General features: G+C 42.8%; 21 protein-coding genes, 1 other RNA gene and 1 pseudogene. 16 read left to right on the forward strand and 7 right to left on the reverse strand.

Annotated elements, in window-relative coordinates; all coding sequences use genetic code 11:
- Positions 1-171 precede the first annotated feature (171 nt).
- From ppsA to H4W00_RS10295, 6 genes are all read left to right on the forward strand, one after another.
- Complete coding sequence (ppsA, locus tag H4W00_RS10270; RefSeq protein ID WP_209957915.1) at positions 172-2,556, forward strand: phosphoenolpyruvate synthase; 2,385 nt, start codon at positions 172-174, stop codon at positions 2,554-2,556.
- 268 nt (positions 2,557-2,824) lie between these two features.
- Positions 2,825-3,805 (forward strand): RDD family protein, encoded by a 981-nt coding sequence (locus H4W00_RS10275; RefSeq protein ID WP_334684948.1) that lies wholly within the window; start codon positions 2,825-2,827, stop codon positions 3,803-3,805.
- A gap of 313 nt (positions 3,806-4,118) precedes the next feature.
- A complete protein-coding gene (rpsF, locus tag H4W00_RS10280; protein WP_209957917.1) occupies positions 4,119-4,541 on the forward strand; it encodes a 30S ribosomal protein S6 in 423 nt (140 codons plus the stop codon).
- Positions 4,542-4,557: 16 nt separating this feature from the next.
- Positions 4,558-4,785 (forward strand): 30S ribosomal protein S18, encoded by a 228-nt coding sequence (gene rpsR, locus H4W00_RS10285; RefSeq protein ID WP_209957918.1) that lies wholly within the window; start codon positions 4,558-4,560, stop codon positions 4,783-4,785.
- A 24-nt stretch (positions 4,786-4,809) separates the two neighbouring features.
- Positions 4,810-5,310 carry a 50S ribosomal protein L9 gene (gene rplI / locus H4W00_RS10290; RefSeq protein WP_209957920.1) on the forward strand — a complete coding sequence of 167 codons (501 nt, stop codon included), beginning with the start codon at positions 4,810-4,812 and terminating at the stop codon, positions 5,308-5,310.
- Positions 5,311-5,676: 366 nt separating this feature from the next.
- A complete protein-coding gene (locus H4W00_RS10295) occupies positions 5,677-7,017 on the forward strand; it encodes a questin oxidase family protein (RefSeq protein WP_209957922.1) in 1,341 nt (446 codons plus the stop codon).
- 291 nt (positions 7,018-7,308) lie between these two features.
- Here H4W00_RS10295 and ssrA read toward each other — a convergent pair.
- Positions 7,309-7,667, reverse strand: a transfer-messenger RNA (tmRNA) gene (ssrA, locus tag H4W00_RS10300).
- A 122-nt stretch (positions 7,668-7,789) separates the two neighbouring features.
- A complete protein-coding gene (locus tag H4W00_RS10305) occupies positions 7,790-8,461 on the reverse strand; it encodes an alpha/beta hydrolase (protein WP_209957924.1) in 672 nt (223 codons plus the stop codon).
- A gap of 163 nt (positions 8,462-8,624) precedes the next feature.
- Between H4W00_RS10305 and H4W00_RS10310 the strand changes: the two genes are divergently transcribed.
- From H4W00_RS10310 to creC, 3 genes are all read left to right on the forward strand, one after another.
- Positions 8,625-9,986: a glycerophosphodiester phosphodiesterase family protein gene (locus H4W00_RS10310; RefSeq protein WP_209957926.1), complete on the forward strand. Its 1,362-nt coding sequence runs from the start codon at positions 8,625-8,627 to the stop codon at positions 9,984-9,986.
- A 298-nt stretch (positions 9,987-10,284) separates the two neighbouring features.
- A complete protein-coding gene (locus H4W00_RS10315; RefSeq protein ID WP_209957927.1) occupies positions 10,285-11,106 on the forward strand; it encodes a response regulator in 822 nt (273 codons plus the stop codon).
- Positions 11,107-11,152: 46 nt separating this feature from the next.
- The gene (gene creC, locus H4W00_RS10320; RefSeq protein ID WP_209957929.1) at positions 11,153-12,901 is read left to right on the forward strand and encodes a two-component system sensor histidine kinase CreC; all 1,749 of its coding nucleotides are present in this window, start codon (positions 11,153-11,155) and stop codon (positions 12,899-12,901) included.
- A gap of 78 nt (positions 12,902-12,979) precedes the next feature.
- Here the strand turns inward: creC and aroC are convergent, their stop codons facing one another.
- Together aroC and prmB are read right to left on the reverse strand one after the other, a co-directional pair.
- On the reverse strand, positions 12,980-14,083 hold the full coding sequence (gene aroC, locus H4W00_RS10325; protein WP_209957931.1) for a chorismate synthase: 1,104 nt from the start codon (positions 14,081-14,083) through the stop codon (positions 12,980-12,982).
- Between the two features lie 84 nt (positions 14,084-14,167).
- Positions 14,168-15,352, reverse strand: a complete 1,185-nt coding sequence (gene prmB / locus H4W00_RS10330) for a 50S ribosomal protein L3 N(5)-glutamine methyltransferase (RefSeq protein ID WP_209957933.1) — start codon at positions 15,350-15,352, stop codon at positions 14,168-14,170.
- Between the two features lie 449 nt (positions 15,353-15,801).
- On the opposite strand from prmB, the gene H4W00_RS10335 reads away from it, so the two are divergent.
- Positions 15,802-17,244: a L,D-transpeptidase family protein gene (locus H4W00_RS10335; protein ID WP_209957936.1), complete on the forward strand. Its 1,443-nt coding sequence runs from the start codon at positions 15,802-15,804 to the stop codon at positions 17,242-17,244.
- A 384-nt stretch (positions 17,245-17,628) separates the two neighbouring features.
- Here H4W00_RS10335 and H4W00_RS10340 read toward each other — a convergent pair whose 3' ends face one another.
- Positions 17,629-17,874 carry a hypothetical protein gene (locus H4W00_RS10340; protein WP_209957937.1) on the reverse strand — a complete coding sequence of 82 codons (246 nt, stop codon included), beginning with the start codon at positions 17,872-17,874 and terminating at the stop codon, positions 17,629-17,631.
- Positions 17,875-18,427: 553 nt separating this feature from the next.
- Here H4W00_RS10340 and H4W00_RS10345 point away from each other — a divergent pair.
- The 5 genes and pseudogenes from H4W00_RS10345 to H4W00_RS10365 all read left to right on the forward strand — a co-directional run bounded on the left by H4W00_RS10345 (position 18,428) and on the right by H4W00_RS10365 (position 24,210).
- A complete protein-coding gene (locus tag H4W00_RS10345) occupies positions 18,428-18,682 on the forward strand; it encodes a hypothetical protein (RefSeq protein ID WP_209957939.1) in 255 nt (84 codons plus the stop codon).
- 182 nt (positions 18,683-18,864) lie between these two features.
- Positions 18,865-21,549, forward strand: a complete 2,685-nt coding sequence (alaS, locus tag H4W00_RS10350; protein ID WP_209957941.1) for an alanine--tRNA ligase — start codon at positions 18,865-18,867, stop codon at positions 21,547-21,549.
- Positions 21,550-21,851: 302 nt separating this feature from the next.
- Positions 21,852-23,135, forward strand: a complete 1,284-nt coding sequence (locus H4W00_RS10355) for an aspartate kinase (protein ID WP_209957945.1) — start codon at positions 21,852-21,854, stop codon at positions 23,133-23,135.
- A 368-nt stretch (positions 23,136-23,503) separates the two neighbouring features.
- Positions 23,504-23,671: pseudogene (csrA, locus tag H4W00_RS10360) on the forward strand (carbon storage regulator CsrA); the annotation flags it as partial.
- Between the two features lie 164 nt (positions 23,672-23,835).
- Complete coding sequence (locus H4W00_RS10365; RefSeq protein WP_209957948.1) at positions 23,836-24,210, forward strand: HopJ type III effector protein; 375 nt, start codon at positions 23,836-23,838, stop codon at positions 24,208-24,210.
- 205 nt (positions 24,211-24,415) lie between these two features.
- Here the strand turns inward: H4W00_RS10365 and H4W00_RS10370 are convergent, their stop codons facing one another.
- The gene (locus H4W00_RS10370) at positions 24,416-24,727 is read right to left on the reverse strand and encodes a YeaC family protein (RefSeq protein ID WP_209957951.1); all 312 of its coding nucleotides are present in this window, start codon (positions 24,725-24,727) and stop codon (positions 24,416-24,418) included.
- 45 nt (positions 24,728-24,772) lie between these two features.
- Positions 24,773-25,777: an NAD(+) kinase gene (locus tag H4W00_RS10375; protein WP_334684949.1), complete on the reverse strand. Its 1,005-nt coding sequence runs from the start codon at positions 25,775-25,777 to the stop codon at positions 24,773-24,775.
- A gap of 341 nt (positions 25,778-26,118) precedes the next feature.
- Between H4W00_RS10375 and H4W00_RS10380 the strand changes: the two genes are divergently transcribed.
- Positions 26,119-26,841: a Bax inhibitor-1/YccA family protein gene (locus tag H4W00_RS10380; RefSeq protein ID WP_209957955.1), complete on the forward strand. Its 723-nt coding sequence runs from the start codon at positions 26,119-26,121 to the stop codon at positions 26,839-26,841.
- The last annotated feature ends 107 nt before the right edge of the window (positions 26,842-26,948 follow it).

A 26,948-nucleotide genomic window follows, 5' to 3' on the forward strand; every position in this document is an offset into this window, starting at 1 on the left:
GCCGTTTTATATTACATACTTATCGGCCGTTGTCTGGGTCGGTTACCACCATACTCTACAATTTGTATCTTTTTCACAAGTTTTTCGGTTCAGCTCTCGAAATTGTCCTAATATAGCGGTATAATTTAGCGTTATAATCCTTACTAAATAACCTTATTTCTTGGAGTTATCATGGCAGCGCAATCTTCAACACTTGTAATCAATCTTGATCAGCTAGGAAAAAACGATGTTGATACGGTTGGTGGTAAGAACGCCTCGCTTGGCGAGATGATCAGCCATCTATCTGATTTGGGTGTTAGTGTCCCAGGCGGCTTTGCCACTACCTCAAATGCTTTTAATCGCTTTTTGACTGATACCGGTCTACTTGACAAAATCAACAGCGAGCTTAGAGAGTTAGACGTCAATGACGTTACTAAGCTGGCGGCTACTGGTAAAAAAATCCGTAACTGGATTATCGAACAAGAGTTACCAAAGGATTTAGAGCAAGAAGTTCGCAAATCATTCGAGGAAATGAGTGATGGCAAGGATATTGCTGTTGCTGTGCGCTCTTCTGCGACTGCTGAAGATTTGCCAGATGCCTCATTTGCCGGTCAGCAAGAAACATATCTGAACATCCGCGGTATTGATAACGTTCTTATCGCTATAAAAGAAGTATTTGCCTCATTATATAATGACCGAGCTATTTCTTATCGAGTCCATAAAGGCTTTGAGCACGAAGGCGTTGCTTTGTCTGCAGCAGTTCAGCGTATGGTACGCTCAGAAACTGGCGCTGCGGGCGTTATGTTTACGCTAGATACTGAGAGCGGCTTTGATCAAGTGGTGTTTATCACTTCAAGCTATGGCTTAGGTGAAATGGTTGTGCAAGGCGCAGTTAACCCAGATGAATTCTACATCTCAAAACAGCTATTAGCTAATGGCAAGCCTGCAGTTATTCGTCGCAATCTAGGTAGCAAGCAAAAGAAAATGATTTATGGCGATGAAGGCAGTACCGCTAAATCTGTCAAAGTCGTTGACGTTGAGAAGCAAGAGCGCATGCAGTTCTCTTTATCAACTGAAGAGCTGACTTCACTTGCCAAGCAAGCGATGACAATCGAAAAGCACTATGGTCAAGCGATGGATATTGAGTGGGCAAAAGACGGCGATACCAATGAAATATTTATCGTTCAAGCCCGTCCAGAAACCGTTAAGAGCCGCCAAGACAGTAATGTTATGGAACGCTATGTAATCAATACCACTGGCGCTAAAATATTGTGCGAAGGTCGTTCAATCGGTCAACGTATCGGCGCGGGTAAAGTGCGTATCGTTGATAACTTAAATGAAATGGACAAAGTACAAGAAGGCGACGTGTTAGTCTCTGATATGACTGATCCGGATTGGGAACCAGTCATGAAGCGCGCGTCAGCCATCATCACTAACCGTGGTGGTCGTACCTGTCACGCGGCGATTATCGCTCGTGAACTTGGTGTACCCGCTATCGTTGGTTGTGGTAATGCCACTGAGTTATTAGTTGACGGTCAAGACGTTACCGTTTCTTGTGCTGAAGGTGATACTGGCTTTATTTATGAAAGCCAAATTGATTTTGAAATACAGACCAACTCTATTGAGTCTATGCCAGACTTAGCATTCAAAATCATGATGAACGTTGGTAACCCAGATCGTGCATTCTCATTTACCCAAATGCCAAATGAAGGTATTGGTCTTGCCCGTCTAGAATTTATTATCAACCGTATGATTGGTGTGCATCCAAAGGCGCTATTGAATATGAATAGCTTGCCACGTGAAGTCGCTCAAGCGATTAATGAGCGCATTGCAGGTTACGCCTCACCCGTTGACTTCTATGTTGATAAACTGGTTGAAGGTATCTCAACTCTAGCCGTCGCTTTTATGGATCAGCCTGTAATCGTTCGTATGTCAGACTTTAAATCAAACGAATATGCTAACTTGCTGGGTGGTAAATTATACGAGCCCTCAGAAGAGAACCCAATGCTAGGCTTCCGTGGTGCTAGCCGCTACGTCTCTGACAACTTCCGCGACTGCTTTGAGCTTGAATGTAAAGCCCTTAAACGTGTCCGTGATGACATGGGTCTAACGAACGTTGAGATAATGATTCCATTCGTCCGTACCGTTGATGAAGCGGCACAAGTAATTGAAATACTTGAGAAAAATGGTCTTAAACGTGGCGAAAATGGTCTACGCATCATCATGATGTGTGAGCTACCAACTAACTGCTTGCTTGCAGAAGAGTTCCTAGAACACTTCGATGGCTTCTCAATCGGCTCTAACGATTTAACCCAGTTAACATTAGGCCTTGACCGCGACTCGGGTATCGTCTCACATTTATTTGATGAACGTGATCCAGCGGTTAAAAAGCTACTATCTATGGCGATTGATGCTTGTCGCAAAGCTGACAAATACGTCGGTATCTGCGGTCAAGGTCCATCAGACCATCCTGATCTTGCTTTGTGGCTTATGGAACAAGGTATCAGCTCAGTGTCATTAAACCCTGACTCAGTACTTGATACTTGGTTCTTCTTAGCAGGTGAAGAAGTAAAGTAAACGGCCTAAGCTGCCACAGTAATAGGCAATAACACACTGGCGTAATAAACTTTGTCATTAGGGTCTGTTTGATATGGACAATACATTCTGTTAACTGTCTGGCAGACCCTATTATAGTGAAGCAAATATATAACCAGTACATGACAGACCAGCGGAAATTTTAGCTTGCTTGTCAACGCTGATATATTAAGTGAGTCTCACGTAGTAACAGGTTGATAATTGGTTTATTATACAATGACTTAAGATATGACTAACTATACAGGCAACTATGCAGATTTTCCTTGCTCGAAATAATGTACAAGCCGGTCCTTATGATTTGGATCAGCTCAATATCATGCTGAAATCCGGTGAAGTGACCCTAGAGGATTTGGTCTGGCATGACGGCTTAGATCAATGGCAGCGTCTTGGGAACTTAACCGGTAACCAATATACCTATCGTCCGGTAGGCAGTGCTGCGCCTAACGATTCTATTATTAACAATGTCACTGTTTTCCCTGAAGATGCTGATACTAATAGTAGTCAAGGTGCCAAAGATGTATCTATTGATAGATTATACGGCAAACCTGAACGTCCAAAACCTGACGCTAAAAGTGGCAAAGCCGACATGACCAGCAACCGTCATCAAACGCCGCATAACAATGTGTCATTGAACAAGACTGGTACTAAAAAACCTACTACCGCCAAAGATAAAGTAGTGGGCAACATGGTACTGGCGCCTATCATGTCACGAATATTAGCCACCGCAATTAACGCCCTCATGTATTTATTAGCAATTTTTCCGCTCGTGATGGCCTTAACCAAGATGGATGTGGACTACTCTAAATTTCAAGACATCCAAAATATGGATGCCGCATATCAGTACTCAATGACACTAATGGAGAGCCTGCCAAGCGCCACGCTAATGGTGTCGCAGATTTTGGTCTTTGGTCTGTTTGCCCTACAGCTAGTATTTATCACGCTGCGCGGTCAATCATTAGGTAAGCTGATTACAGGGATTCGAGTGGTGGATCAGACTACCCATCGTCTACCGTCTTTGATTAAACTGATCGGTATGCGTACTCTGGTGCTGTTTGTAATTTATAATTTACTCTTCTCCTTCACTAGCTTTTTAGGCTTTGTAGTCATTGCCATTCATTATTATATGGCATCTAAGAGCCCTGAAAGTATTGGTTGGCACGATAAGTTAGCCAAAACATTGGTGGTGAAAGCAGACAGCAGTCAATTGATCAAACAGCCAAAAGTAAAATAATTCATCAGTACGGCTGTTTGAAACAAATAATATAACCATGATAAAAAGCAGCGCTCAGTCGTTGCTTTTTTGTTTGCGGTCATTTAGTCATAACCATTTATTTAAAAGTCTTTATTTATACTTATCTTTTTATAAACAACTACACCCTGATTAGTCTTTGTGTTGGCGCGCAGTTACTGTTATAATATGGCGCTTTATAAAATAAGCTTGTCTCCTAATTTTTGTTCATTATTCTATTTGAGATAAGGCTTACTTTATAGATCTCCTTGCTATTAACATAGGGTTGATAGCTACTAATCCGTAAGGAGTCCATATGCGACATTACGAAGTGGTGTTAATTGTACACCCAGACCAAAGCGACCAAGTGGTCGGCATGGTTGAACGCTACATTAAGTTAGTTCAAGACAACAATGGTCTTATTCATCGTCTAGAAGACTGGGGCCGTCGTCAACTGGCTTACCCAATCAACAAGATTCATAAAGCTCATTACCTTCTATTCAACATAGAAACTGACGGTGAGACTTTAGCTGAACTTGAAGAATTATTCCGTTATAACGACGCGATCATTCGTAGCCTAGTTATGCGCCGTGACGATGCTATCACTGAAGAGTCGCAGTTAGCTAAGAATGCCGATGAAAAACGTGCACGCAAAGCTACTAGCCGTCGTCCAGACAGTCGTAATGAAAACGACAGTGACGATAATAACGACGACAACAACGACAACAGTGAAGACTAATTAAAGGAGAATACTCATGGCACGTTTCTATCGCCGTCGCAAATTCTGCCGTTTCACTGCTGAAGGCATCACTCACATCGATTATAAAGATGTTGAATTGCTCAAACAGTATATCAGTGAAAATGGCAAAATCGTACCAAGCCGTATTACCGGTACATCTACCAAATATCAGCGTCAATTAGCGACTGCTATCAAGCAAGCTCGTTATCTTTCGCTACTTCCGTATACTGACAATCATCAGTAATTGACGATTATCTAGGAGTGACACATGCAAATTATTTTGTTACAACGTATCGTCAACCTTGGTAAACTCGGTGAAACTGTCGATGTTAAACCAGGTTACGGACGTAACTTTCTTATCCCTCATGGCAAAGCATTGCCTGCGACTAAAGCGAACATTGAAAAGTTCGAAACACGTCGTGCTGAACTTGAAGCTGAAGAAGCTGTAGAGCTTAATGCTGCCCAAGAACGTGCTGACGCATTAACAGATGTTAACGTCATCATGCGTGCTAAATCAGGCGACGAAGGCAAGCTATTTGGTTCTATCGGTACTCGTGATATCGCTGAAGCGTTAACCAATTCAGGCTTAGAAGTTGACCGTTCTGAAGTTAAGCTTCCAGAAGGCGCACTACGTCAAGTTGGCGAATATAACGTTGATATCCAGTTACATCATGACGTTGTTGCTACTATTCTAGTCACTATTCTTTCTGAAGATGGCGATGATCAAGTAGAAGAAGCTGACAGCGAAGAAGATTATTCTGAAGAGTAATCTTTAGGATCATCTGCTTTAATGTTAATAAAGAAGCCAGTGACTTAGTTGCTGGCTTCTTTTTGCTTATCAATACTTGCAAATTTTTCATAAAGATTTTATTTAATTGAGAAGCTAGCAGCTACTGGCTTTATTTTTCACTCAGACATAACGTCATTTGGTTAAGACCAAACTTTCTCTATACCATCTACTAATTAAAGCACTTCCATGTAAAACTATTTGATATGGACGTAACCGTCCATTACTATGAATGTTATTGACATATTTTTAAGATATTTTAAAAATATTATGATGTTTTTATCATGACGCTAAATAGTGCTATAAGTGTCTTTTTTTTATGTACTTATCACGAACTAGAGAATTCATATGACATTTTACTCAACGCCCAATTATTCTAAATACCTACATGAATGGCTCAAGCGCGGCAGAAATTGGCACATTGAATATGGAGGCTATCTATCAAATCACATCACCCACAATTGGATTGCATTAGATGCTGCTGGTGCTAACCAGGAAAAAATGCAATGGTGGGAGGATGTTTATACTAACAAAGCTGCCAACAAAACCACTGAAGCTACTGCCACAATATCTATCAGCACTGCAAATAAGCTAGAAGCGCCTCGCAATAACCCAATAGACTACACAGAAATAACCGATGCCAACTGGTTGAACAATTTGCAGTCTATTCGGATTGCTTTTCCTTTGTATCGTGATTTTTTTGATAAAAAAATAGCAGAGCTAGGCTTAAGCGCATGCCTTAAGCGCTACTACCCTGCGCTGTCAGAAGGCATGGCTGGTGCAGCCTTGCATGCCACGATACACCTCGGTTGGGCAGTTGATGTTGACTCTACTGATATGGCAGCTGAAGGGTTAGCCTACATGGCAACCGCATTCCAACCTCTGGCTACTGGCTCAATCCACACCAAACATCAGCTTTGGTCACCCGATGCACCTTGCCCTATTCAAGCGCTTAAGCAGATCTTAGGTGATGACAGAATACTGCAACTGGCTGAAACAGCCTATTCGTTAAGTAAAACTCAAGACTATAAAAAGCTGAACAGAGGTGGTTTCCAGCAGCGATTAATTACTTTTGATAATCCACAACAACCGATGTCACTGTTTCTTAACGAGATGGTGACGCTTAGATTGCCTGCTGTTGGGTATAACTTGACCACGGCAGTCGAAGAGTTAAGTGTTATTGCAGCGAGCGCCTTACGTAGCAGCAACAACGAATTTTTTATACTGCATGGGTTAACGAGTCTACACGCTGTTTTATGTGTGCTACCGCATCTTGATGAAAATGCGCAGAGAAATGCATTGGGTTATTGGTTTAGAGCGCTAATAGCTACTATCGTCATCCAAGGCAGCCCCGGAATAAAAGATAGTCTTGCATCACTTGATAAATGGGACGCAAATAAAGGTAAAGAAAAAGCTAGCGGATATCAATTAAGTGACGAACAAAAAGCTTGGTGGTTGCAAACTCTAAAATCTACCACAGGCAGTCTGGATGAGCATGTGCCAAAAGCAGTCTACGTTTTAAAGCGCTGGGCTGAGTGGCAGGCTTTCTCAAGTGTATCCAACGATGTCTATGCTAAAGCAGCTCGTAATGTTATAGCAGTCAGTGAGGGTGATGGAATACAAGATAACTTATGGTTTAGTAAAGGATTCTCAACGACTTCGCAAGACAATCGCAACAGGTACGATTAAGCTATATGGCTAAAGAAGAGGATCTTGCGTAATAATTCGTACCTATTGCACTACTTTGAGTTGAAGTAGCAGATGTTTATAAACGTATAAGAGACTACTAAAATAGAACACCGCTATAATATGCTTACAATTTCAGCTAGTTACCATCGCTGTGCTTATTAAGTTGCTTGGTATCAATAATAATACCAACATTTTATATAGGACGCCATACCCCTACATAACTCTAAAACCTAAAAAACACGCAAAAATAAAGGCTTACCGTGTCGCTACGAGTAAGCCTTTATTAGTGTGTGGTGGAGATGGCGGGAGTTGAACCCGCGTCCGCCAGTATTACGCTCATGAATCTACATGTTTAGTTTCTGTCTTTGGCTTTAACTCGCACCGATCCGACAGTCAGGATGGATTGAGCGATTCTCTACTTTTGAACCCAAACGATTGAGACAATCGATTGTGGCGATCCTACATGCGGACGCTTCAACTTAGTTGACCAACTGTAGGTGATCAGCAACCAAGTAAACAGGGTTTAAGCTGCTAGAGCGTAATTTTCGTCGTTTGCGACTATAACAATATATGTTGGATTAACGAGAGGACATATACTCTCGACATGCATCATTGAGTTTCATCACCAGCGTCGAAGCCAGAACATCCCCAATAGATGGATACATTATACATCAGTTAGATGTATTATTGCAATCGATTAGTCACTAGTATTATATTGCGTTACAGCTGACAAAGTTATGCTATATCTAGTGTCGCACCCCTAACTATAACGCTAGCCTAAAACTTTATTTAACCATTTCCCAATGCCTTGAATTTGTGGCATACAGACCTGATGCGCCATCGGATAAGTCCGATAGTCAATATTATAGCCTTTGGTTGATAATAACTGATTTGCTTGCTCACCAAGAATAACAGGCACGACAGGGTCTTGAGTACCATGCTCAATCAAAATTGGTAAATCTTGATTGGCTGCGCTATAGTCAATATTATCATTGGTTGCCAGATAAGTGGATAACGCCATCAGACCTGCTAAGCGCTGTGGATAGCCAAGTGCTACATGGTACGCGACTGCCCCACCCTGTGAAAATCCAGCCATCACAATGTGCTCAGGTGCAACGCCGCGCTCAATTTCGCGAGCAATTAAGTTATGGATTTGTTGGCTAGACTGTTCAATTTGTGCGATGTCAACTTTGCGTTCCAAACTCATCTCAAAGATGTCATACCAAGCTGGCATCACCATACCACCGTTAATGGTCACTGGACGCTGAGGCGCGTGCGGGAAAATAAAGCGTACTGCCATATTATTAGATAGCCCCAGTTGTGGTACCACTGGCTCGAAGTCATGACCGCTGGCACCCAAACCATGTAGCCAAATGACTGCCCGGTCTATCGTTTTTTGGCTGGGGTTGTGCTCAACGATGACGCACTCTAAATACTCACTCATGATTCATCCTTAATACCATTCAAAAGTTTCGAATATAGGTTAATTTTGTAAAGGTGGTTGGGTTGTCATCATTCCTTAAATATAACTTGGTAATTTAAGCGCTAGATTAATGACGGTAAAGTTAGTAATTATCATTTTTTCATTTTTTGTAGGGACAGTTTACATGACAATTTCAAATAATTCAGGACCTACGCTCAATCAGTATCAGAAAGCGGCAGTTAAAAAATTTAGTACAATGAGTCTCACTTTATCATTAGCTATTACCAGCGCTCTACTGATAACAGGCTGCGGTAAATATAATGAATTATCGGCTAAATTTGTATCCATTCCAATAGCCGCTGAGCCGACTCAAGACCTGGCTTATACCTATGGGATTCGGCCATTTTATTTGGTCAATGATATGGACGATAGCCCGCTCAAAGACCAGTTATTGGCCTGCAAAGGGCAGATGCCAAGTAAGACTGACTTCTCTATTGCCCATCGAGGGGCTCCCTTACAGTTCCCAGAGCATACTTATGACAGTTATTTTGCTTCAGCACAAATGGGCGCTGGCATATCAGAATGTGATGTTGCCTTTACTGAAGATGGTGACTTAGTTTGTCGCCACGCACAAAATGATTTACACACCACCACCAACATTCTCATGACTAAATTAGCAGATCAATGTACTGTACCACCAATAATAGACGCCAATGGCATATTGACCAATGCGGCGGACATTGAATGTAGAACCTCTGATATTAGTGTGAATGAGTTCAAAAGTCTTACAGGAAAAATGGATGCGGCTAACCTGCAAGCAACCAGTGTCAATGAGTACATGAATGCCACGGCCTCATGGCGAACGGACCTGTACTCGCAAAACGGTGAGTTACTGACTTTAAAAGAGCACATTAACCTAGCGCGAAGCCTGGGTATGAAGCACACTCCTGAGCTTAAAGCACCGGTGGTCGACATGCCGTTCAATGGCTATAGTTTAGACGCTTATCGTCAACAGCTGATTGATACTTATAAGACCGCTAGTGTGCCCGCAAATGAGGTGTACCCACAATCATTTAATATTGAAGATCTTGATTACTGGATCAAAAATGAGCCCGCGTTTGGTGCGAATGCTATCTATTTAATGGACGATAGCAATGAAACCGCGATAGGCAAAACTTTTGATAACAACAACCCAGCCACATGGAAGCATTCATTAATAAATATCAAAGCGCGTGGCATTAACACTATCGCACCGCCGCCTTGGATATTGGTCACCGTTAATGATAACGGCAAGCTGGTACCATCAGTATATGCCAAACAAGCCAAAACCAATAGTCTGGACATTATTACCTGGTCACTTGAGCGCTCAGGACCGCTGGCAGATAGCGGCGGTTGGTACTATAGTGGTCTTGGCGATGTCATTAATAATGATGGCGATATAATGAACTATATCGATGTATTGGCACAACAAGTAGGTGTCCGAGGAATCTTCTCAGATTGGCCTGCGACCGTCAGCTACTATGCCAATTGCAAAGGCCTGAAATAGTCTGCCTGGTAACAAAAAATCCTATTAAATTAGGAGATCAACTTAGCAACAGTTAAGTGGGTCTTTTGATGGCTGTTGCTAATTAGTAGTGTTAGTATTATTTATTTTTAGTGGGTCATAGGACAATCTGAGCATAATTTTATGCTAGGATAATTTGATAGCGCGAGTATGCAATACTTTTGGTATTTGTAATCTTATATCTGCAACCGCTTTATGACGATTTGAAGCTATTTCCAATAACTATTTCCCAACACTTATTTTCTATATTATTCATGTCTCAAATAACTGTGTAGCACTTATGACTCATATTTTATTAGTAGAAGATGATCCGGCTATCGCCATGTCTTTAAAAGTCACTTGCAAACGTGAAGGTTGGCAAATCACATGGCTAGATAATGCCAGTAGTGTGCTACCGATGCTACACAGTGAGCAAGCACAGACCCTATCAGCTATTATATTAGATGTTGGTCTGCCCGATGGAGACGGTTTGAATTTATGTCAACAAATTCGGCATACGCCTGACATCAAGGGTTTAAAAGATATTCCTGTCGTATTTTTGACCGCGCGTAGTGATGAGGAAGATCGGATTTTAGGTTTGGAAATGGGCGGTGATGACTACTGTGCCAAACCGTTTAGTCCTCGTGAATTGGTTGCGCGTCTTAAAGCTATTTGGCGACGGGAGCAACTGCCTGCTCAGCAATCGTCTATTATGCGTTCAGCTACTTCTTTGGCATCAGTTATTCACCAGACAGAGCAGACAAACAATACTACTGCTAGCCACACAGCTATGAGTACCCATTCAAGCCAAATATTAACCTTTGAATACCACTCTGGTATTTGGCGCTATAATCCGCTGAACTATTCACTGGTATGGCAAGATCAAAAGTTAGACCTCAGTAACACTGAACGCAAGTTATTATTAACTTTACTGCAAGCGCCCAATCAGGTCTTTAGCCGTCAGCAATTACTGAGTTCGGTAAGTGACTATCCAGATCATCGCTTAGCGAGAACCATAGACAGTCATATCAAGTCCATTCGCAAACAACTGGCAGGCGTAAATCCTAGTATCGATATTATCCATACCCACCGCGGACTCGGTTATGCGTTATGCCCTGCCTAGTGATTAACACTCTCTCGTTTAGAATAACCATATTTAGAATAAGCGAATGACCTTACATCATCCAAATTCAGCCAAACATAAAGCCAATAGCAGAGCTAAGCTTAGCCAGACTAATTGGTACGCTAAGTTGCACCCTATTGGTACGACTCAACAGACTAAAGCACCTAAAAAAGCTCTGAACTTAAGTATATTTTTTAGAGTTTGGTTGGCCCTCGCTTTAGTACTGATTATCTGCGGCATGGTTGTCTTTAATCAGTTATATAGTTATGTTAAGCCTATCGCCCAGCAAGTCATTGAAGACACGTTGTTGGATACCAGTAAGTTGCTGGCAGCGAGTTTGCAGATGCCATTACGCTCAGGTGAGCTATATAGCGAGGCGTATCAAACGCAACTTGATTCTGCATTTATCAGCACACCGGTAATAGGTGCTTCAGCCAGTCCGCCATATGAACAACAAATTTATAGCCGCTTTCGAGTGTACGTGACTGATAGCGATGGCATGGTCATTTATGACTCACTGCCACTGCCTACCAATTCTGAAGGCAAAGACTATAGCCGTTGGAATGACGTCTATCTGACATTAGAAGGTGAATATGGTGCAAGGAGCACAGTGCGCGATGACCTCAAACGTAATAGCTCAGTCATGTATGTGGCACAACCGATAACAGATCCATCCGGCAATCTTATTGGCGTGGTCAGCGTTGGAAAGCCGGTCGCTAGTGTGTCACCCTATCTGGACAATACGCGCCAGCGCATGTTTATGACCGCGCTACTAGTCAGTATTATCGCGCTGATCTTAGCAGGACTAGTAGCATGGTGGCTTAAACAAAGTATCAACTTAGTCACTCAATATACGGATACATTGGCAGAGGATACTCAAAAGCCTTACTTTTATTTAGGTCACGAGCTTAATGGTTTGACCGACACTATTGAAACGATGAAGCACAGACTAGAAAACAGAGCTTACGTGACTGATTATGTACACACTCTGACTCATGAGCTCAAAAGCCCATTGACCGCTATTCGGGCCAGTAGCGAGCTATTGGAAGATGACAGCCTAGATAATGATGACCGGCAAATGCTCAGCCATACCATTAGTGAGCAAAGCGTTAAAATGCAACAGTTAATTGATCGCTTATTACTACTAGCTAAGGTTGAGCAACCGACATTTAAATTAAATCGCCAAGCATTACTGTTATTGCCCATGCTTTATAAATTGGTAAATGAGAGTGGCGCAAAGTTACAGCAGCAACATTTAGCGCCTGTTGCTATCTACGTTAACGGCAAACTACTCATTGGCTCGCCTGAAGACAATAATGACCAAGTTATTGATCGAATATTAATATATGTTGACCACTTTTGGTTGGTACAAGCCTTACAGAATATACTGGACAACGCTATTTATTTTGCTAATAATATCGTCACTATCTATGTTCATACTTCAACTTCGAGTACAGTGACCATTGATATCTTCAATGATGGCAAGCTCATTCCTGATTATGCGGTTAGTAAGATTTTTGATCGCTACTTTAGCCTATCGCATCAAAGCAGCACCAATCAAACCTCTATCCAAAATCCAGACAATATGCCCATCAACACCCCAAAAAAAGGTACTGGATTAGGCTTAACTTTAGTAAAACAAGTAATGGAGCACCATGGTGGCAGTGTTACTATCACTAACGTTGCAGCTAATAGCTCAAGAACAAACGATATCAGTATCTATTCTGCTATTGATGGGTCCGAAGGGGTGCTCGTTAGTATGACCCTATTATTAACAAGGCCTATCGTTAGTTAGGTCTTTACCAGAAATGTCTTATACCAGCAGTACCGTCGCGTTTTTAAGGTATTTTAACTATTTATTAAAAAGGATAGATTAAGTAATTGAGCTTACCGGCTGCTCTACATCGGCATTTTGACCACGATGACGCAAATAATGATCGAGTAATACGATGGCTAACATGGCCTCAGCGATTGGCGTCGCACGGACACCGACGCAAGGGTCATGACGGCCTTTGGTGAGCATATCAACCGCTTCACCTTGGGTATTAATACTTTTACCGGCAGTAGTGATACTAGAGGTCGGCTTGAGTGCAATACTGACACGGATATCTTGCCCTGAAGAAATGCCACCCAAAATACCGCCAGCATGGTTGGCGGTAAAGCCATCTGGCGTTAATTCATCACGCGCACTATGACCAAATTGCTCAGCAACAGCCATACCATCACCAATTTCAACACCTTTTACCGCATTGATACTCATCATGGCATGAGCAATCTCGGCATCTAATCGATCAAATACGGGCTCGCCCAAACCTACCGGCACCCCACTGGCAATAATTTCAAGACGCGCACCACAGCTGGTGCCTTGACGGCGTAGGCTATCTATCAAGGTCTCGAAGCGACCAACAGCCTCTTTATCCGCACAAAAGAACGGGTTACTATTGACAAACTCCCAATCAATCGCATTAGGATCTAAGACTTTACTGTGTTCAGGGCCAATTTGAGTGACGTGGCCACGTACCTGCACCCCCAAACGATCCTGCAAATACTTTTTGGCGATCGCGCCAGCAGCGACCCGCATAGCCGTTTCGCGGGCTGAAGAACGTCCACCACCACGATAATCACGAAAGCCATACTTCATGCTATAGGTATAGTCAGCGTGACCAGGACGAAAAGTGTCTTTAATCTCGGTGTAGTCTTTGGATTTTTGATTGGTATTGCGAATGAGTAAGCCAATGGACGTGCCCGTGGTTTGACCTTCGAATACCCCAGAGATAATCTCAACCTCATCGGACTCACGGCGCTGGGTCGAGTATTTAGAGCTGCCAGGTTTGCGCCGATCTAAATCAAGTTGTAAGTCTGCTGCGCATAGCTCTAAACCTGGCGGCACGCCATCTACAATGGCCAGCAGTCCGGCACCATGTGACTCACCACAGGTGGTCACACAAAAAAGCTTTCCAATACTATTGCCTGCCATATCTGTCCTTAAACGAGTTAACTCTATTGATTGGTCGTGGTTATTGGCTTCTATACCCCACTCTTGACTGTCTAGCCACAACTGTTAATGGCTGTTATCTAGTAACTGTACATAGCTTGCAAACAGCTCACGATGTTTCATCAACTCATCAAAGGTGATTGCAAATACACCATGACCACCGTGTGCAAATTTTAGCCAATCAAACTGAATATCTGGATAAGCCTGGCTCAATGCCCACTCGCTATCGCCCACTTCACAAACCAGCAAGCCTTCAGGGCTAAGATAATCTGCAGCCTCGAATAAAATATGATGTACCAATTCTAATCCATCTTGGCCAGCAGCTAGCGCATGTTCAGGCTCATATAGAAATTCGGGCGGTAAATCTGCCATAACCGCCGCATCGACATAAGGCGGATTGGTAACGATCAACTCATATTGATGCTCTGCTGGTAGCTTAGCAAACAAATCAGATTCGATCACATTGACTTGATGACCCAGATCATGATGGTCAACATTGACCATTGCTACTTCTAATGCCCCTTTGTCAATGTCAACAGCATCAACCAACGCATCAACGAAACGTGTTGCCAAAGCAATAGCAATACAGCCTGAACCAGTACATAAGTCTAGGATGCGCTCTGGTTGTGACAACTGTTTCATATCAAGGCCATGATCGTAGAACGCTGCTGGCTGATCGTTGACTGTTGCCCCAAGCCGCTTGGCAAGCTCATTAGCATCGAAGTAAGGATAAAACTGTTGACGAATCAGCTCTGCTACGGGTGAGCGTGGAATTAATACCCGCTCATCAACATAAAAAGGTAAATCACAGAAATAAGATAAGTTAATCAAATAACTCAGTGGCTTACGCTCAGCGATACGCTCTTCTAATAGGCTCAGTACTGCCTGCTTTTCTGAGTTGGTCAGACGACAGTCCAAAATCTGGTCATTCGCTGACCAGTCTAAAGACAAAGTATGCAAAACAATCGCTGCCGCTTCAGCAAACTCATCCGTCGTTCCTTGCGCCACTACTACATCATAATTGCGCAGCTGCGTGACTGAAAAGCGAATAAAGTCGCGAATGGTAAACAGCTGCTCGCGCGCTTCTTCAAGCTCTGCATGCAGGGACGCAAAATCGCTGTGCTCAGTGAGAAGTCCCGTGTCACCCGTCTCTAGATCGTGACCCAGGTTGTGCTCTAATTCTTGAGACTCAGGGTCACTGAAATATTGATTCTGAAAGTCTTTTGCACTCATGATCTGGTCTTCTGGCATATTGCACCTTGTTAATATTGGTCTTGTTAATATTAATTATGAATGTATTTGCTACGTTTGGGCTGATTAAACGGCTTTAAATTACTGGCATACATATTAGATAAAAACGGTCTAAGCATTATAGACGCAAACGTTAGACAGCGCCAATCACTGTGGTCTTTACTTTAATAAAAAACTATTTTAATAGAAGATAACTGTAATAAAATAGAGCGTTACTATACTAAGTTAGTATAATAAACAGTGACTTGAATAGAGTGTTACTTTAACAAAGAGTGTGTTTCATACCGTACATTACCCAGACCATAACTCAATTATCACCACATTGTAGTGGATACGTCAAAAAATGACGCTTGGCACTCTATATGCAAAAAAAGATGTGTCAAAAGTTTGCGAAGCGCCCAAATTATGCGCATAATAGCCCCATTAGTAGCAACCAACTGTGACTTAATATGATGAAAATAAAGCTCCTCGTTACCTCTATATCTATTGCTATTCTTACTGCTAGTGTTAGCGTTAGCGCGCTTGCTGCTCCCGATGATAAAGCTCGTACCTTGCCGGTACGCAACGTCGACAGCCTGCCCAGTCTTGCTAAATTAGCTAGCCTCAAGGTGCAAGAAAACCGTAGCAGCTCAATCGATGGTCGTGCTCAAGTAGCGGCGTCTACGGCCAAGCCAAAAGCTAAACCTGCTGCTAAACCCAAATCAGCTGATCGTATGACTCAGTTAATTGATGCCAAACAAAATGCCCAATTAAAAACAGCACCCCAGGCAGTCGCTGCTGACAATATGAGCGCAGAAGAGCTGACGCGTAAAGACGAACAATCTGATAGCACTGACGATATTAGTGAAGGTCAAGCCTTCGCCGCTCCTATCAACGCCGCCTCTATTGACTCATCAGACCCTTTGTCCTTTGAGCTGCCTGATCATGAACAGCGTCAAGATTTTAGTGACGACCCTACCATTAAAAATATCGAAGATAAAGATGGTAAAAGATATACCACACTGAATCTGTCTAGTTATGCCAAACAAGTAAATGATGCGGCATGGTCACCCAATATGAAAGTCAACTCGGCGATGACGATCAAAATGCAAGCCCTACTAGATTGGAACCATGCCTCACCTGGGCCTATCGATGGCGGTTGGGGCATGAATAGTAAAAAAGCCTTAATTAACTTCCAAACCATGAAGGGTCTACCAGCAAACGGTAAAATGGATCAAAAAACTTGGGCTGCTTTGATTAAAAATGTGCCTACTAATAAGCCAGTTTTGGTCACTTATACGATTACTGACGATGACATTAATACTAACTTTGCAGTCATGCCTACCACTTCAGAAGCTAAGTCAAAAGTGAAAGGTCTGTATTACCAAGATATTAAAGAGATGCTTGGTGAGCGCTTTCATATGGACGTGCGTTATCTTGATAAGTTGAATAAAGATAAAGCCTATCAAGCAGGCGAAACGGTCACTGTGCTTAATGCCCGTCCAGCGCTCAAGCAACGTATTAACCGTGTGGTCGCTAACAAAGCCGACAAAACACTTTACGCTTACAATGATGACAAGCTGGTCGCTACCTATCCAACCACTATTGGTAGTGACAGCACACCATCACCACAAGGCACCTTCAAAATCGTTAATAAAGTGAAAATGCCATGGTATAAAGCCACCGTTGGTGAAGGCGACCAGAAAAAAATTCATATGCTACCACCAGGACCGAATAACCCTGTAGGTGTGGTATGGATGGGTTTATCTAAGCCCTCTTATGGCCTACATGGCTCGCCTAAGCCCGAAGGTATCAGTCGTCAAGCGTCAGCAGGTTGCGTGCGCTTGACGAACTGGGATGTGTTAGAGGTCTATGCCAATATTGAAAATGGCGCGACGGTTGTACTGAACTAATTGCAATACAGTTAAACTGAGCTGGTCGCAATATTGATGGTGTCAAATATATTTATAATGACAAATAACGCTTTTTGCTAAGGCCTGGTTTAATTCCTTAAGAAATATTAATTACAACAAAAAAACAGCTCCTTTTTAGGGGCTGTTTTTTTGTTGCTTATTTTTTACTATCTAGTTTTTACTATCTGGCATTGTCAAATATAAGGGGCGATGCTGCTTGTTCGAATGAGTGTGTTAACTAACGCGTTTTCTTATACTTAAACGCTATAGTCAATGAGAAGTAATATCGATATAGAACCTACTGCTGGCATACATTTTTCTTACTTGCTGTGCCTACGCAGACAGAGGCTGCAAAAAGCTTATACCAGCAGTACCGTCGCGTTTTTAAGGTATTTTAACTATATAACTTTCTTCGTTATCAGTTTTATAACCTTCTTCATTACCAGTAATGCTACCGATTTTTTTGGTGAAGTGCCAGGCCGCAGGAATAGATATTAAGATGCCCGCTACCACCGCCATTTGAATATGTGGAATTTGATCAAATCCGGTTACCAATGCTGTAATCATCAACACGCCCATACTAACGGTTGCTGCTATCGAATAGATCACAGAGAATAATGGCCAGTTCATAATGTAATCCTTATAATTGATGTGGGTATAATACCTTTATACACTAAACCCACACCAATAGTAAGTCTTTCCCATAAGCCCTTACGGTCGTTATATTACCTAACATTTTAGTAAAGCCATGTTAATGTTGGGGTTATTGATCAATAACCTATGTAAAAATATTTTTTTCATTTAGGTCTTTTTAAAAAATCTCTATTTCTATGCTGGTTGGCTGTCTTTATTATCTTTAAGTATTTTATCAACTCAACTGATACGACTTTATTGGTCGTACCTACATGCTCGGTGCTTGGCAAAAAATTCATACGTGGCTAATGATTTATCATTACAATAGTGCCTGTCTTTTATTTTATTCATAAAGCCTTGTTATCATGACCTCATCTACGAATACTCCACCATCAAAAAAAGAGCCAGACTCTCAGTCTTCAGCTCATACGTTAGATAATGATGAAACTGGTAACAGCAATGCAAACAACCTTTTACCAATGCTCGACAACAGACCTTTGAAAGTAATACCAAAGAAACCATTAACCGTTACTTTATAAACAAGGGTAACGTGCTGACCAACACCCAATTTACTAATGTCAATGGCTATCAAACCATACACGCTGTTATTCGCGGCGAGACCACCCCTAGCTCATACGATGTGCGCCGGATTGAAGCGACTATTACTCAAGACATGGCGGATAATTTTCCCGAGTATTTACCCATAAAGTTACAGCTGCGCTATCTACCCGTACAAGTGATTGAGTCCGATCCAATGATTCAAGATAAACTTGATCAGACTGATGCCGCGATTTTAACCAAGTGATTTATGTACTATTCTTTATCTAGACCCACGGAATAACGTAGCAGTGTGTATATGGTTTACCAAGAGCTGGGGTGATTGTGCTAAAATCGCTTGCAAAATTATTTAATCTGTTTTTGTTTTATTGTGGTTGTTATTCAGTTATGCAATCCATCACTCATTCCATTCGTCAGTAAGGAGCCGCTGTGAGCCAGCCATTTCGCTCAGCCGATATTCGCCAAGCTTTTATCAATTTTTTTATAAGCAAGCAGCATACCCCCGTCCCCTCATCGAGCCTTATCCCGCACAATGATCCGACATTATTATTCACCAATGCCGGTATGAACCAGTTTAAAGAGACCTTTTTGGGCATGGAGCCTCGCGATTATACGCGAGCGGTGACCTCACAAAAATGTGTGCGCGCTGGTGGCAAACATAATGATTTGGATAACGTCGGCTATACCGCGCGACATCATACCTTCTTTGAAATGTTGGGTAACTTCTCTTTTGGCGATTATTTTAAGCAGACAGGTATTGGCTATATTTGGGAGTTTCTGACTTCTGCTGATTGGTTGGCGATCGATAAGGACCGCTTGTACGTCACCATCTACGAGACCGACGACGAAGCGTTCAATATATGGCATAAAGATATCGGCGTGCCAGCGGAACGTATCATTCGTATTGGTGACAATAAAGGCGCACCCTACGCTTCTGATAACTTTTGGACCATGGGTGACACGGGTCCTTGTGGTCCTTGTACCGAAGTCTTTTATGACCACGGCGCGGATATCGAAGGTGGCTTGCCCGGTACGCCTGAAGAAGATGGCGACCGCTTTATTGAGATTTGGAACTGTGTCTTCATGCAGTTTAACCGTCAAAAAGACGGCACCATGCTACCGCTACCCGCGCCTAGTGTTGATACTGGTATGGGTCTTGAGCGTATTAGTGCCATCATGCAAGGCTTGCACGGTAACTATCAAATTGATTTATTTACTCATTTAATGGATGCAGCAGCGGCCATTTTAGAGATTAGTAATGAGCAGCAGTCGTCACTAAAGGTCATTGCTGATCATATACGTGCGGTATCATTTTTGATTGCTGATGGTGTTATGCCGAGCAATGAAGGTCGCGGTTACGTGCTACGCCGGATTATCCGTCGTGCGGTTCGTCATGGTAATAAACTTGGCGCAGAAAGTGAGTTTTTCTATAAAATGGTTGCGCCTTTAGTCGCTGAAATGAGTGATGCTTATCCAGAGCTTAAAGACCAGCAAAGCGTAATTGAAAACGCCATTCAAAAAGAAGAAACTCAGTTTGCTAAGACCTTAGCGCAAGGCTTACGTTTGCTGGCCACTGAACTTGAAGGCTTAAAAGATGGCGATGTTCTATCTGGTGAAGCAGCATTTAAACTTTATGATACTTATGGTTTCCCGCTTGATTTAACCGCTGATATTACGCGTGAGCGCGGTATTAGCATCGATGAAGCTGAATTTGATGAACACATGCAAGCGCAACGTGAACGCGCCCGTGATGCCGGTAAATTCGACGTCGATTATAGTAGCGTCATCCAGGTAGATACCCCAACCACCTTTATTGGCTATGAGCAATTAAACGACGATAATGTCAATATCGTTGCCCTTTACCAAGATGGTCAAGCAGTCGCTGGCTTAGAAGAAGGTATGGAAGGGGTTATTGTCCTCGATCGTACGCCGTTTTATGCGGAAGGCGGCGGACAAGTTGGTGAGCTGGGTGAAATTCGTAGCGCTTCAGGCGTCTTTGAAGTGCAAGATACCAAAAAGTCTGGTCAAGCCATTATTCATTATGGCATTGTCACTATGGGTACCGTTAGTGCAAGCCAGGTGGCTGAGGCGCAAGTACTCTCCAGCATTCGTGCTGCCAGCGCCAAAAACCACTCTGCCACTCATTTATTACATGCGGCCCTACGCCAAGTCTTAGGCGCGGCAGTGACTCAAAAAGGCTCATTGGTCTCCAGTGACGTGCTGCGTTTTGACTTCTCTCATGATAAACCGGTTACCACTGCTGAAATTACTCATATTGAACGTTTGGTCAATGAGCAAATTCAAGCCAATGCCCCAGCTTATATCGAAAACATGTCTATCGATGAAGCCATGGATAAAGGCGCAATGGCACTATTTGGCGAAAAATATGGTACAGACGTTCGGGTCCTGACTATGGGCACGGCTTCAGGTACAGACGGTATGGTTGATGGTAAACGCCAACCCTTCTCGATTGAGCTGTGTGGTGGTTTGCATGTCCAGCGCACTGGTGATATTGGAATATTGAAAATCACTAGTGAGTCAGGTATTGCCTCAGGTATTCGGCGAGTTGAAGCCGTTACGGGTATGAACGCCGTCAAATATATGCAGCAAAGCGAGCAGCAATTGGGCGAGTTGGCCAGCCAACTTAAAGTCAAACGCCCAGAAGTGGCGCAGCGGGTCCGCACCATGGCAGACAAACAGCGCGATCTTGAAAAACAACTTGAACGCTTAGAGCAAAAAATTGCCAGCGCTCAAGCGGCTAATTTACTTGCTGACGTGCAGACTATTGCAGGTACGCCAGTATTGATTAGTATCTTGAGTGGCGTGGATGGTAAATCGATACGTACGTTAATGGACGATGTCAAATCCAAACTACCCGATAGTGTGATTGTACTGATTGGCGACAAAGATGAACAGTTAGCATTGGCTGCCAGTGTGGCCAAATCTGTCACTAACCGCGTCAAAGCCGGTGATATTATTCGTCATTTGGCGGGCGAATTGGGTGGTAAAGGCGGTGGCAAACCTGATTATGCACAAGGTGGCGCTCCAAAAGCGGCAAATACCTCAGCAGTTATCAGTGCCCTTCCTGTGTGGCTTGAATCGCAGCTTGGCTAAATCGCTGGTTTAATTTTTGTGCAAAATACTAGACTGCTGCGTTTGAATGAGGCAATTACTTATAAATTTATGAGCAATTGCTCTATCCAGCCCCCTGCTGTGGCTTAAAATGTCGGCGCAAATATGGTATAAAGTACAGCGGTTCGTTAATACGTTAATTAATAAGACGGTCAATAAACAGCAGCGTAGTTTTTATAATCCGGCTTCCTCGTTATTAGCATTGATTTAAAGCGATACAAATCTGCATAAATCAACGCTAACCACTCACAGATAGCCTTTGATGAATAATAGGTAATACTTTTATGGCGTTAATAGTACAAAAATACGGCGGCACGTCAATGGGCAGTATCGACCGCATCAAAAATGTCGCCAAACGGGTCAAACGCTGGCATGATAACGGTCATCAGATTGTAGTCGTAGTGTCTGCCATGAGCGGAGAGACCAACCGATTGATTGATCTAGCACGCCAAATCAGTAATGATCCTGATCCCCGTGAATATGATCAAATGGTGTCCACCGGTGAGCAGGTCTCAATTTCACTGCTCGCGATGGCGATTAAAGAGCTGGGCATTGGTGCGCATTCCTTTACCGGTCGTCAAGTAGCGATTAAAACTGATAGTGTGCATAATAAAGCTCGGATCGAAAGTATCGATGACCAGAATATCCGCGCACAACTAGACGCTGGTAATGTGGTTATCGTGGCAGGCTTTCAGGGCATCGACGCCGCTGGTAACGCCACCACCCTAGGTCGCGGTGGATCTGATACTACTGGGGTCGCGATTGCGGCAGCCTTAGGTGCGGATGAATGCCAAATTTATACTGATGTCGACGGCGTCTATACTACTGACCCTCGTGTCACTTCAAAAGCCAAAAAGCTTGAGAAGATTACCTTTGAAGAAATGCTAGAGATGGCCAGCCTGGGCTCTAAAATTTTGCAAATTCGCTCAGTAGAATTCGCTGGCAAATATGGCGTACCATTGCGCGTACTCTCTAGCTTTGATGAAGACACTGATGGCAGTTACGACGACGATTTCAAAAATAACGTCGGCACCCTAATTACGATAGACGAAGGAGATAATATGGAACATGCAGTCATCTCAGGTATCGCCTTTAACCGCGATGAAGCAAAAATTGTAGTGCGTGCCGTACCGGACCATCCTGGCATTGCCTCTGCGATTTTAAGCCCCATTGGCCGCGCGAATATCGAAATTGACATGATTGTTCAGAACCTATCTACTAATGGTACTACTGACTTCAGTTTTACCGTGAACCGTACCGACATGGATAAAACCATGAAAGTGCTTAATGAAGAAGTCAAAGACGAGATTGGTGCCAAAGAAGTCTTAGGCAATAGCGATGTCGTAAAAGTCTCATTAGTTGGTGTTGGCATGCGTTCACACGCTGGTGTTGCTAGTCTTATGTTTCAAACCCTTGCTGAAAACAATATCAACATTCAAATGATATCGACCAGTGAGATTAAAGTCTCAGTCCTTATCCAAGAGCAGTATCTAGAAAAAGCGGTCAGATCACTGCATACTGCTTTTGGCCTGGACCGTGAAGATGGCGAAAGCAAGATTGCTGGGTAGTCTTTTATAAAATAATCATTGACAATATTTAGTCAGTTTTGATCAACGGGGTCTTTATGACGCCGTTTTTTTGCATTTGTGACTGCTACGGTCAGTCTCTATACAGTAGTTTTGTGAAAAGCCGTGACAGTATCTGTTATGCCACCTATAATGGAAGCTTCATTTGGGCTAAATGAATTTACCTATTATCACCATAACGCGCAGCGTTTTGGGCAATTTGCCTAACGGCTATGTTTTCTGTTAATAAATTTTGAATGATATTTTTTATTTTGAATGAACTTAGTGGTTCTGCTGCGTGGTGATACCCTGCAATTGAGATGTAATTTAATGAGCAATGACTTGTTAATGCGACATAAGGAGTGTGACGCATGTTAATTTTGACCCGCCGAGTGGGCGAAACTTTAATGGTTGGCGATGAGGTCAGTGTGACTGTCTTAGGCGTCAAGGGCAATCAAGTACGCATCGGTGTTGACGCGCCAAAAGATATTGCCGTGCACCGTGAAGAGATTTATCAGCGCATTCAACAGGAGCGTTCGGTACAATCACAGATGCAGCATCTTGAACAAGGTAATTTTGCACCTTCGTTTGATGACGAAGACTACTTTAATCGATAAGCTGTCGTACTTACCATTTAATCACTAAGCATAAATTAAGTGCTAATTGTTTCTGGCTCTTTAATCTGCTTTGAGGTCACTTACTTATGAGTATTCGCCAATCAGATGTATCAGCTCTACTTAATGGTTTGAATAAAAAAGCCATTAAATTCAACGATGTCATTAGTTTTATCGATGATTTTTATCGTTATGCGCCCGCCTCCTTTACCAATGGCATGGTGAACAATGCCGCTGGTGAAAATGAAGGTAGCGCCAAGGTTTTTGGCTTTGCTAAACACCATGGTTTAAGCCAACTGGATACCCTGAAACTATTTGGTGAGCATTATGCGCAAGTGCAGGCAACGCCAAATGGTACTGATCATGCCAATATTCGTAACTTTTTACATTGGGGCTGGCAAGGTTTTTTGATGCAAAAAAACCCGTTGACTATGCATACCAGCGTTAAGACTAAGGCGCTTTAATATTCTTTGAATCAATCTTAGTGTTATCAATTTCTTTAGTATTGATGAGCGAGATTAAAAGAGCCACGTTATCATTGATAGCGTGGCTCTTTTGTTATTCTATACTCTAATATTCATTAATCTAGGAATTATGATCTTTTAAACGGCTAACCACCTAAATTGTTGGCAATCCGACTCAATAATAAATGACGACTAATGCAGCGCTTTATTTATCACGGAATTTTACTGGCTGAATGGCGCCTTTGGGGTTGGGCATATTGGGATATTGATTCTCGTGCTCAACATCACACTCAGCGCCAACGATAGAGCCATCACCTCTTACTGGCTTGTGCATATACCCAATACGCTCAACAGGTGTTAAGTGTTCGTGCTCCCAAATCATCGTCGCTTGCATACAGGTTTCACGCTGCTCAGCCGTCAATTTTCGCCCATCAGGCCATTTTCCCAGCTCAATAGCCATGCGAAATTTATCGACTACCTCAGGTGTTAAGCTTGCTAGTATCGTCTGTTTATCCATGCTGCCTACTCTCCACTACTATTTTTTATATTATATATAATGCCTTCATTCGTCGTCCATAATATCATCATCGTGGTCAAGACTGAACTCTTCGGCATGTACGTTCCAGTGCAATTTGGTGCGGCAGGCCTCGTAAAAGTCGAAACCTGGTGGATGTAGTAAGGTTAGCTTGTCAGGATGCTTACGGATATACAAGCGCTGCTCTTGCTCTAGCGGCACGCTTTGCTTGCCATCAGCGCTAACCATAGGCTGAGTACGATTGTCTTCGTGAATGCGAATACTAATTTCACTATTACCACTCACCACAATCGGCCGACTTGATAAAGTATGCGGATGCATGGGAACCAAACAAATGGCATCCATGCTGGGATGAATAATCGGTCCACCACCAGATAGCGCATAGGCGGTTGATCCGGTTGGTGTAGCCACAATCAAACCATCACTGTGCTGACGATAGACGTCTTGACCGTCGATTTTCATCTGAAAATCAATCATATGTACCGACTTGCCAGCATGTAGGACAATGTCATTTAACGCCATATCTTCATGAATGATTTTTCGACCTTCCCGAATTTCCATGGTCAACAAAAACCGATGATCCAGCTGATAGTCACCCATCAATACTTGGCGTAATTTGAACGCCGCTTCATCAGGCTTCACGTCCGCCAAAAACCCAAGACGACCGCGATTCACACCAAGTACGGGTACTCGATAGCGCGCCAACGCTTCGGCAGCATGTAATATTGAACCATCCCCGCCTACCACAATGACCAGGTCACAAATCTCGCCAATCAAACTGCGTTTGACGAGTTTGACCTTTTCTATTTCAGTGAGATCTAGGGTGGGTAGATGAGCCGTTTGCACATCCATGATCAAAGTCAGGCCCATCTCATTAATGGTTTGGGCAATCTGGACCAAACTTTGGGTCACGCTACGTTTTCCTGCTCGGCCCATGAGACCAATACGACGAAAAGCGGGGTTTTTAATGGCATGAAACAGCTCTGATTCATGTAAATGTGGCAATCTTTCTGACTGCGCTGAGTTTTCCATAAAACGACTCGGCATAACTTAGGATAATTGACAATAATTGTATGATAAAAATTATATGACAATAATAGCGATAAACGAGCCGTTAAACTAGCATGTTTTATCAATTATCGTTGTTAACTGTCGTAATCAACCCCATATATAAGCTATGAGGTGCACTTTATGACTGAATTATTAACACACTAGTGCTGCTACTGGACGTTGCTTTATGAGTGGGTGAATAACGGGTTAAATAGTAGCGCTAGCCCTTGAATACAGTCACGTAAACACCGTTGACAATAATAGCAATTTTGCTAAAGTATCTATCATCTATTTCATTTATATTTTTTATTGAGGACACATATATGGCCAATCCTATTGTCAGTCGCGCAGAACTTGCGATCGGTGGTGAGCCGATGACCGTCAAAGGCGTAATACAGAAAACCAGTCTATTATTGGGGCTGTCTGCCACTACTGGTGTGGGCTTTTTCTTTTATGCTCTTATGACTGGTCTATCACAAGGCTTTATTACTATGGCTGCCTTTGGCAGCATGTTCGCCGCCTTTGGTCTAGCGTTATATATTACTTTTAAGCCACAAAAAGCCAAAACTCTAGCGATACCTTTTACACTGCTAGAAGGCATCTTCTTGGGCGGTATCTCGCTATTCTTTATGAGAATGTATCCAAGCGTGCCAGTCACTGCCATGTGTGCAACTTTCGTTACTGCAGCGGTGATGCTCGGACTGTATCGTTCTGGTCTGGTCAAAGTCACTGAGAAATTTCGCTCAATCATGACCTCAGCTATCATTGCTATTATGTTGGTTTATGTCGCTCAATGGGTACTGTCACTAGCGTTTGGCTCTAGCTTACCGTTTTTGTTTGAGGGTGGTGCCATTGCTATTGGCTTCAGCCTATTTGTGATCGTTATCGCTTCTTTTACGCTGTTATTAGACTTTGATAATATTGACCGCGGCGTCGCAGCGGGTATCTCTGAAGACTACGAATGGTTGTTCAGTATCGGCATCCTTACCACCCTAGTATGGATGTATATTGAATTTATGCGTCTGCTAAGCTACTTACAAGACTAGTTCGACAGTGGTTGTAGAAACTTGTTTTGAAAAGCTGCTACTGCTTAGCTTTTCGCTCTAAAAAGCAAAAACCGCCTGTTGCTAATAATAGTGACAGGCGGTTTTTT

This window comes from Psychrobacter sp. PL19, from assembly GCF_017875835.1.
Classification (GTDB): Bacteria; Pseudomonadota; Gammaproteobacteria; order Pseudomonadales; family Moraxellaceae; genus Psychrobacter.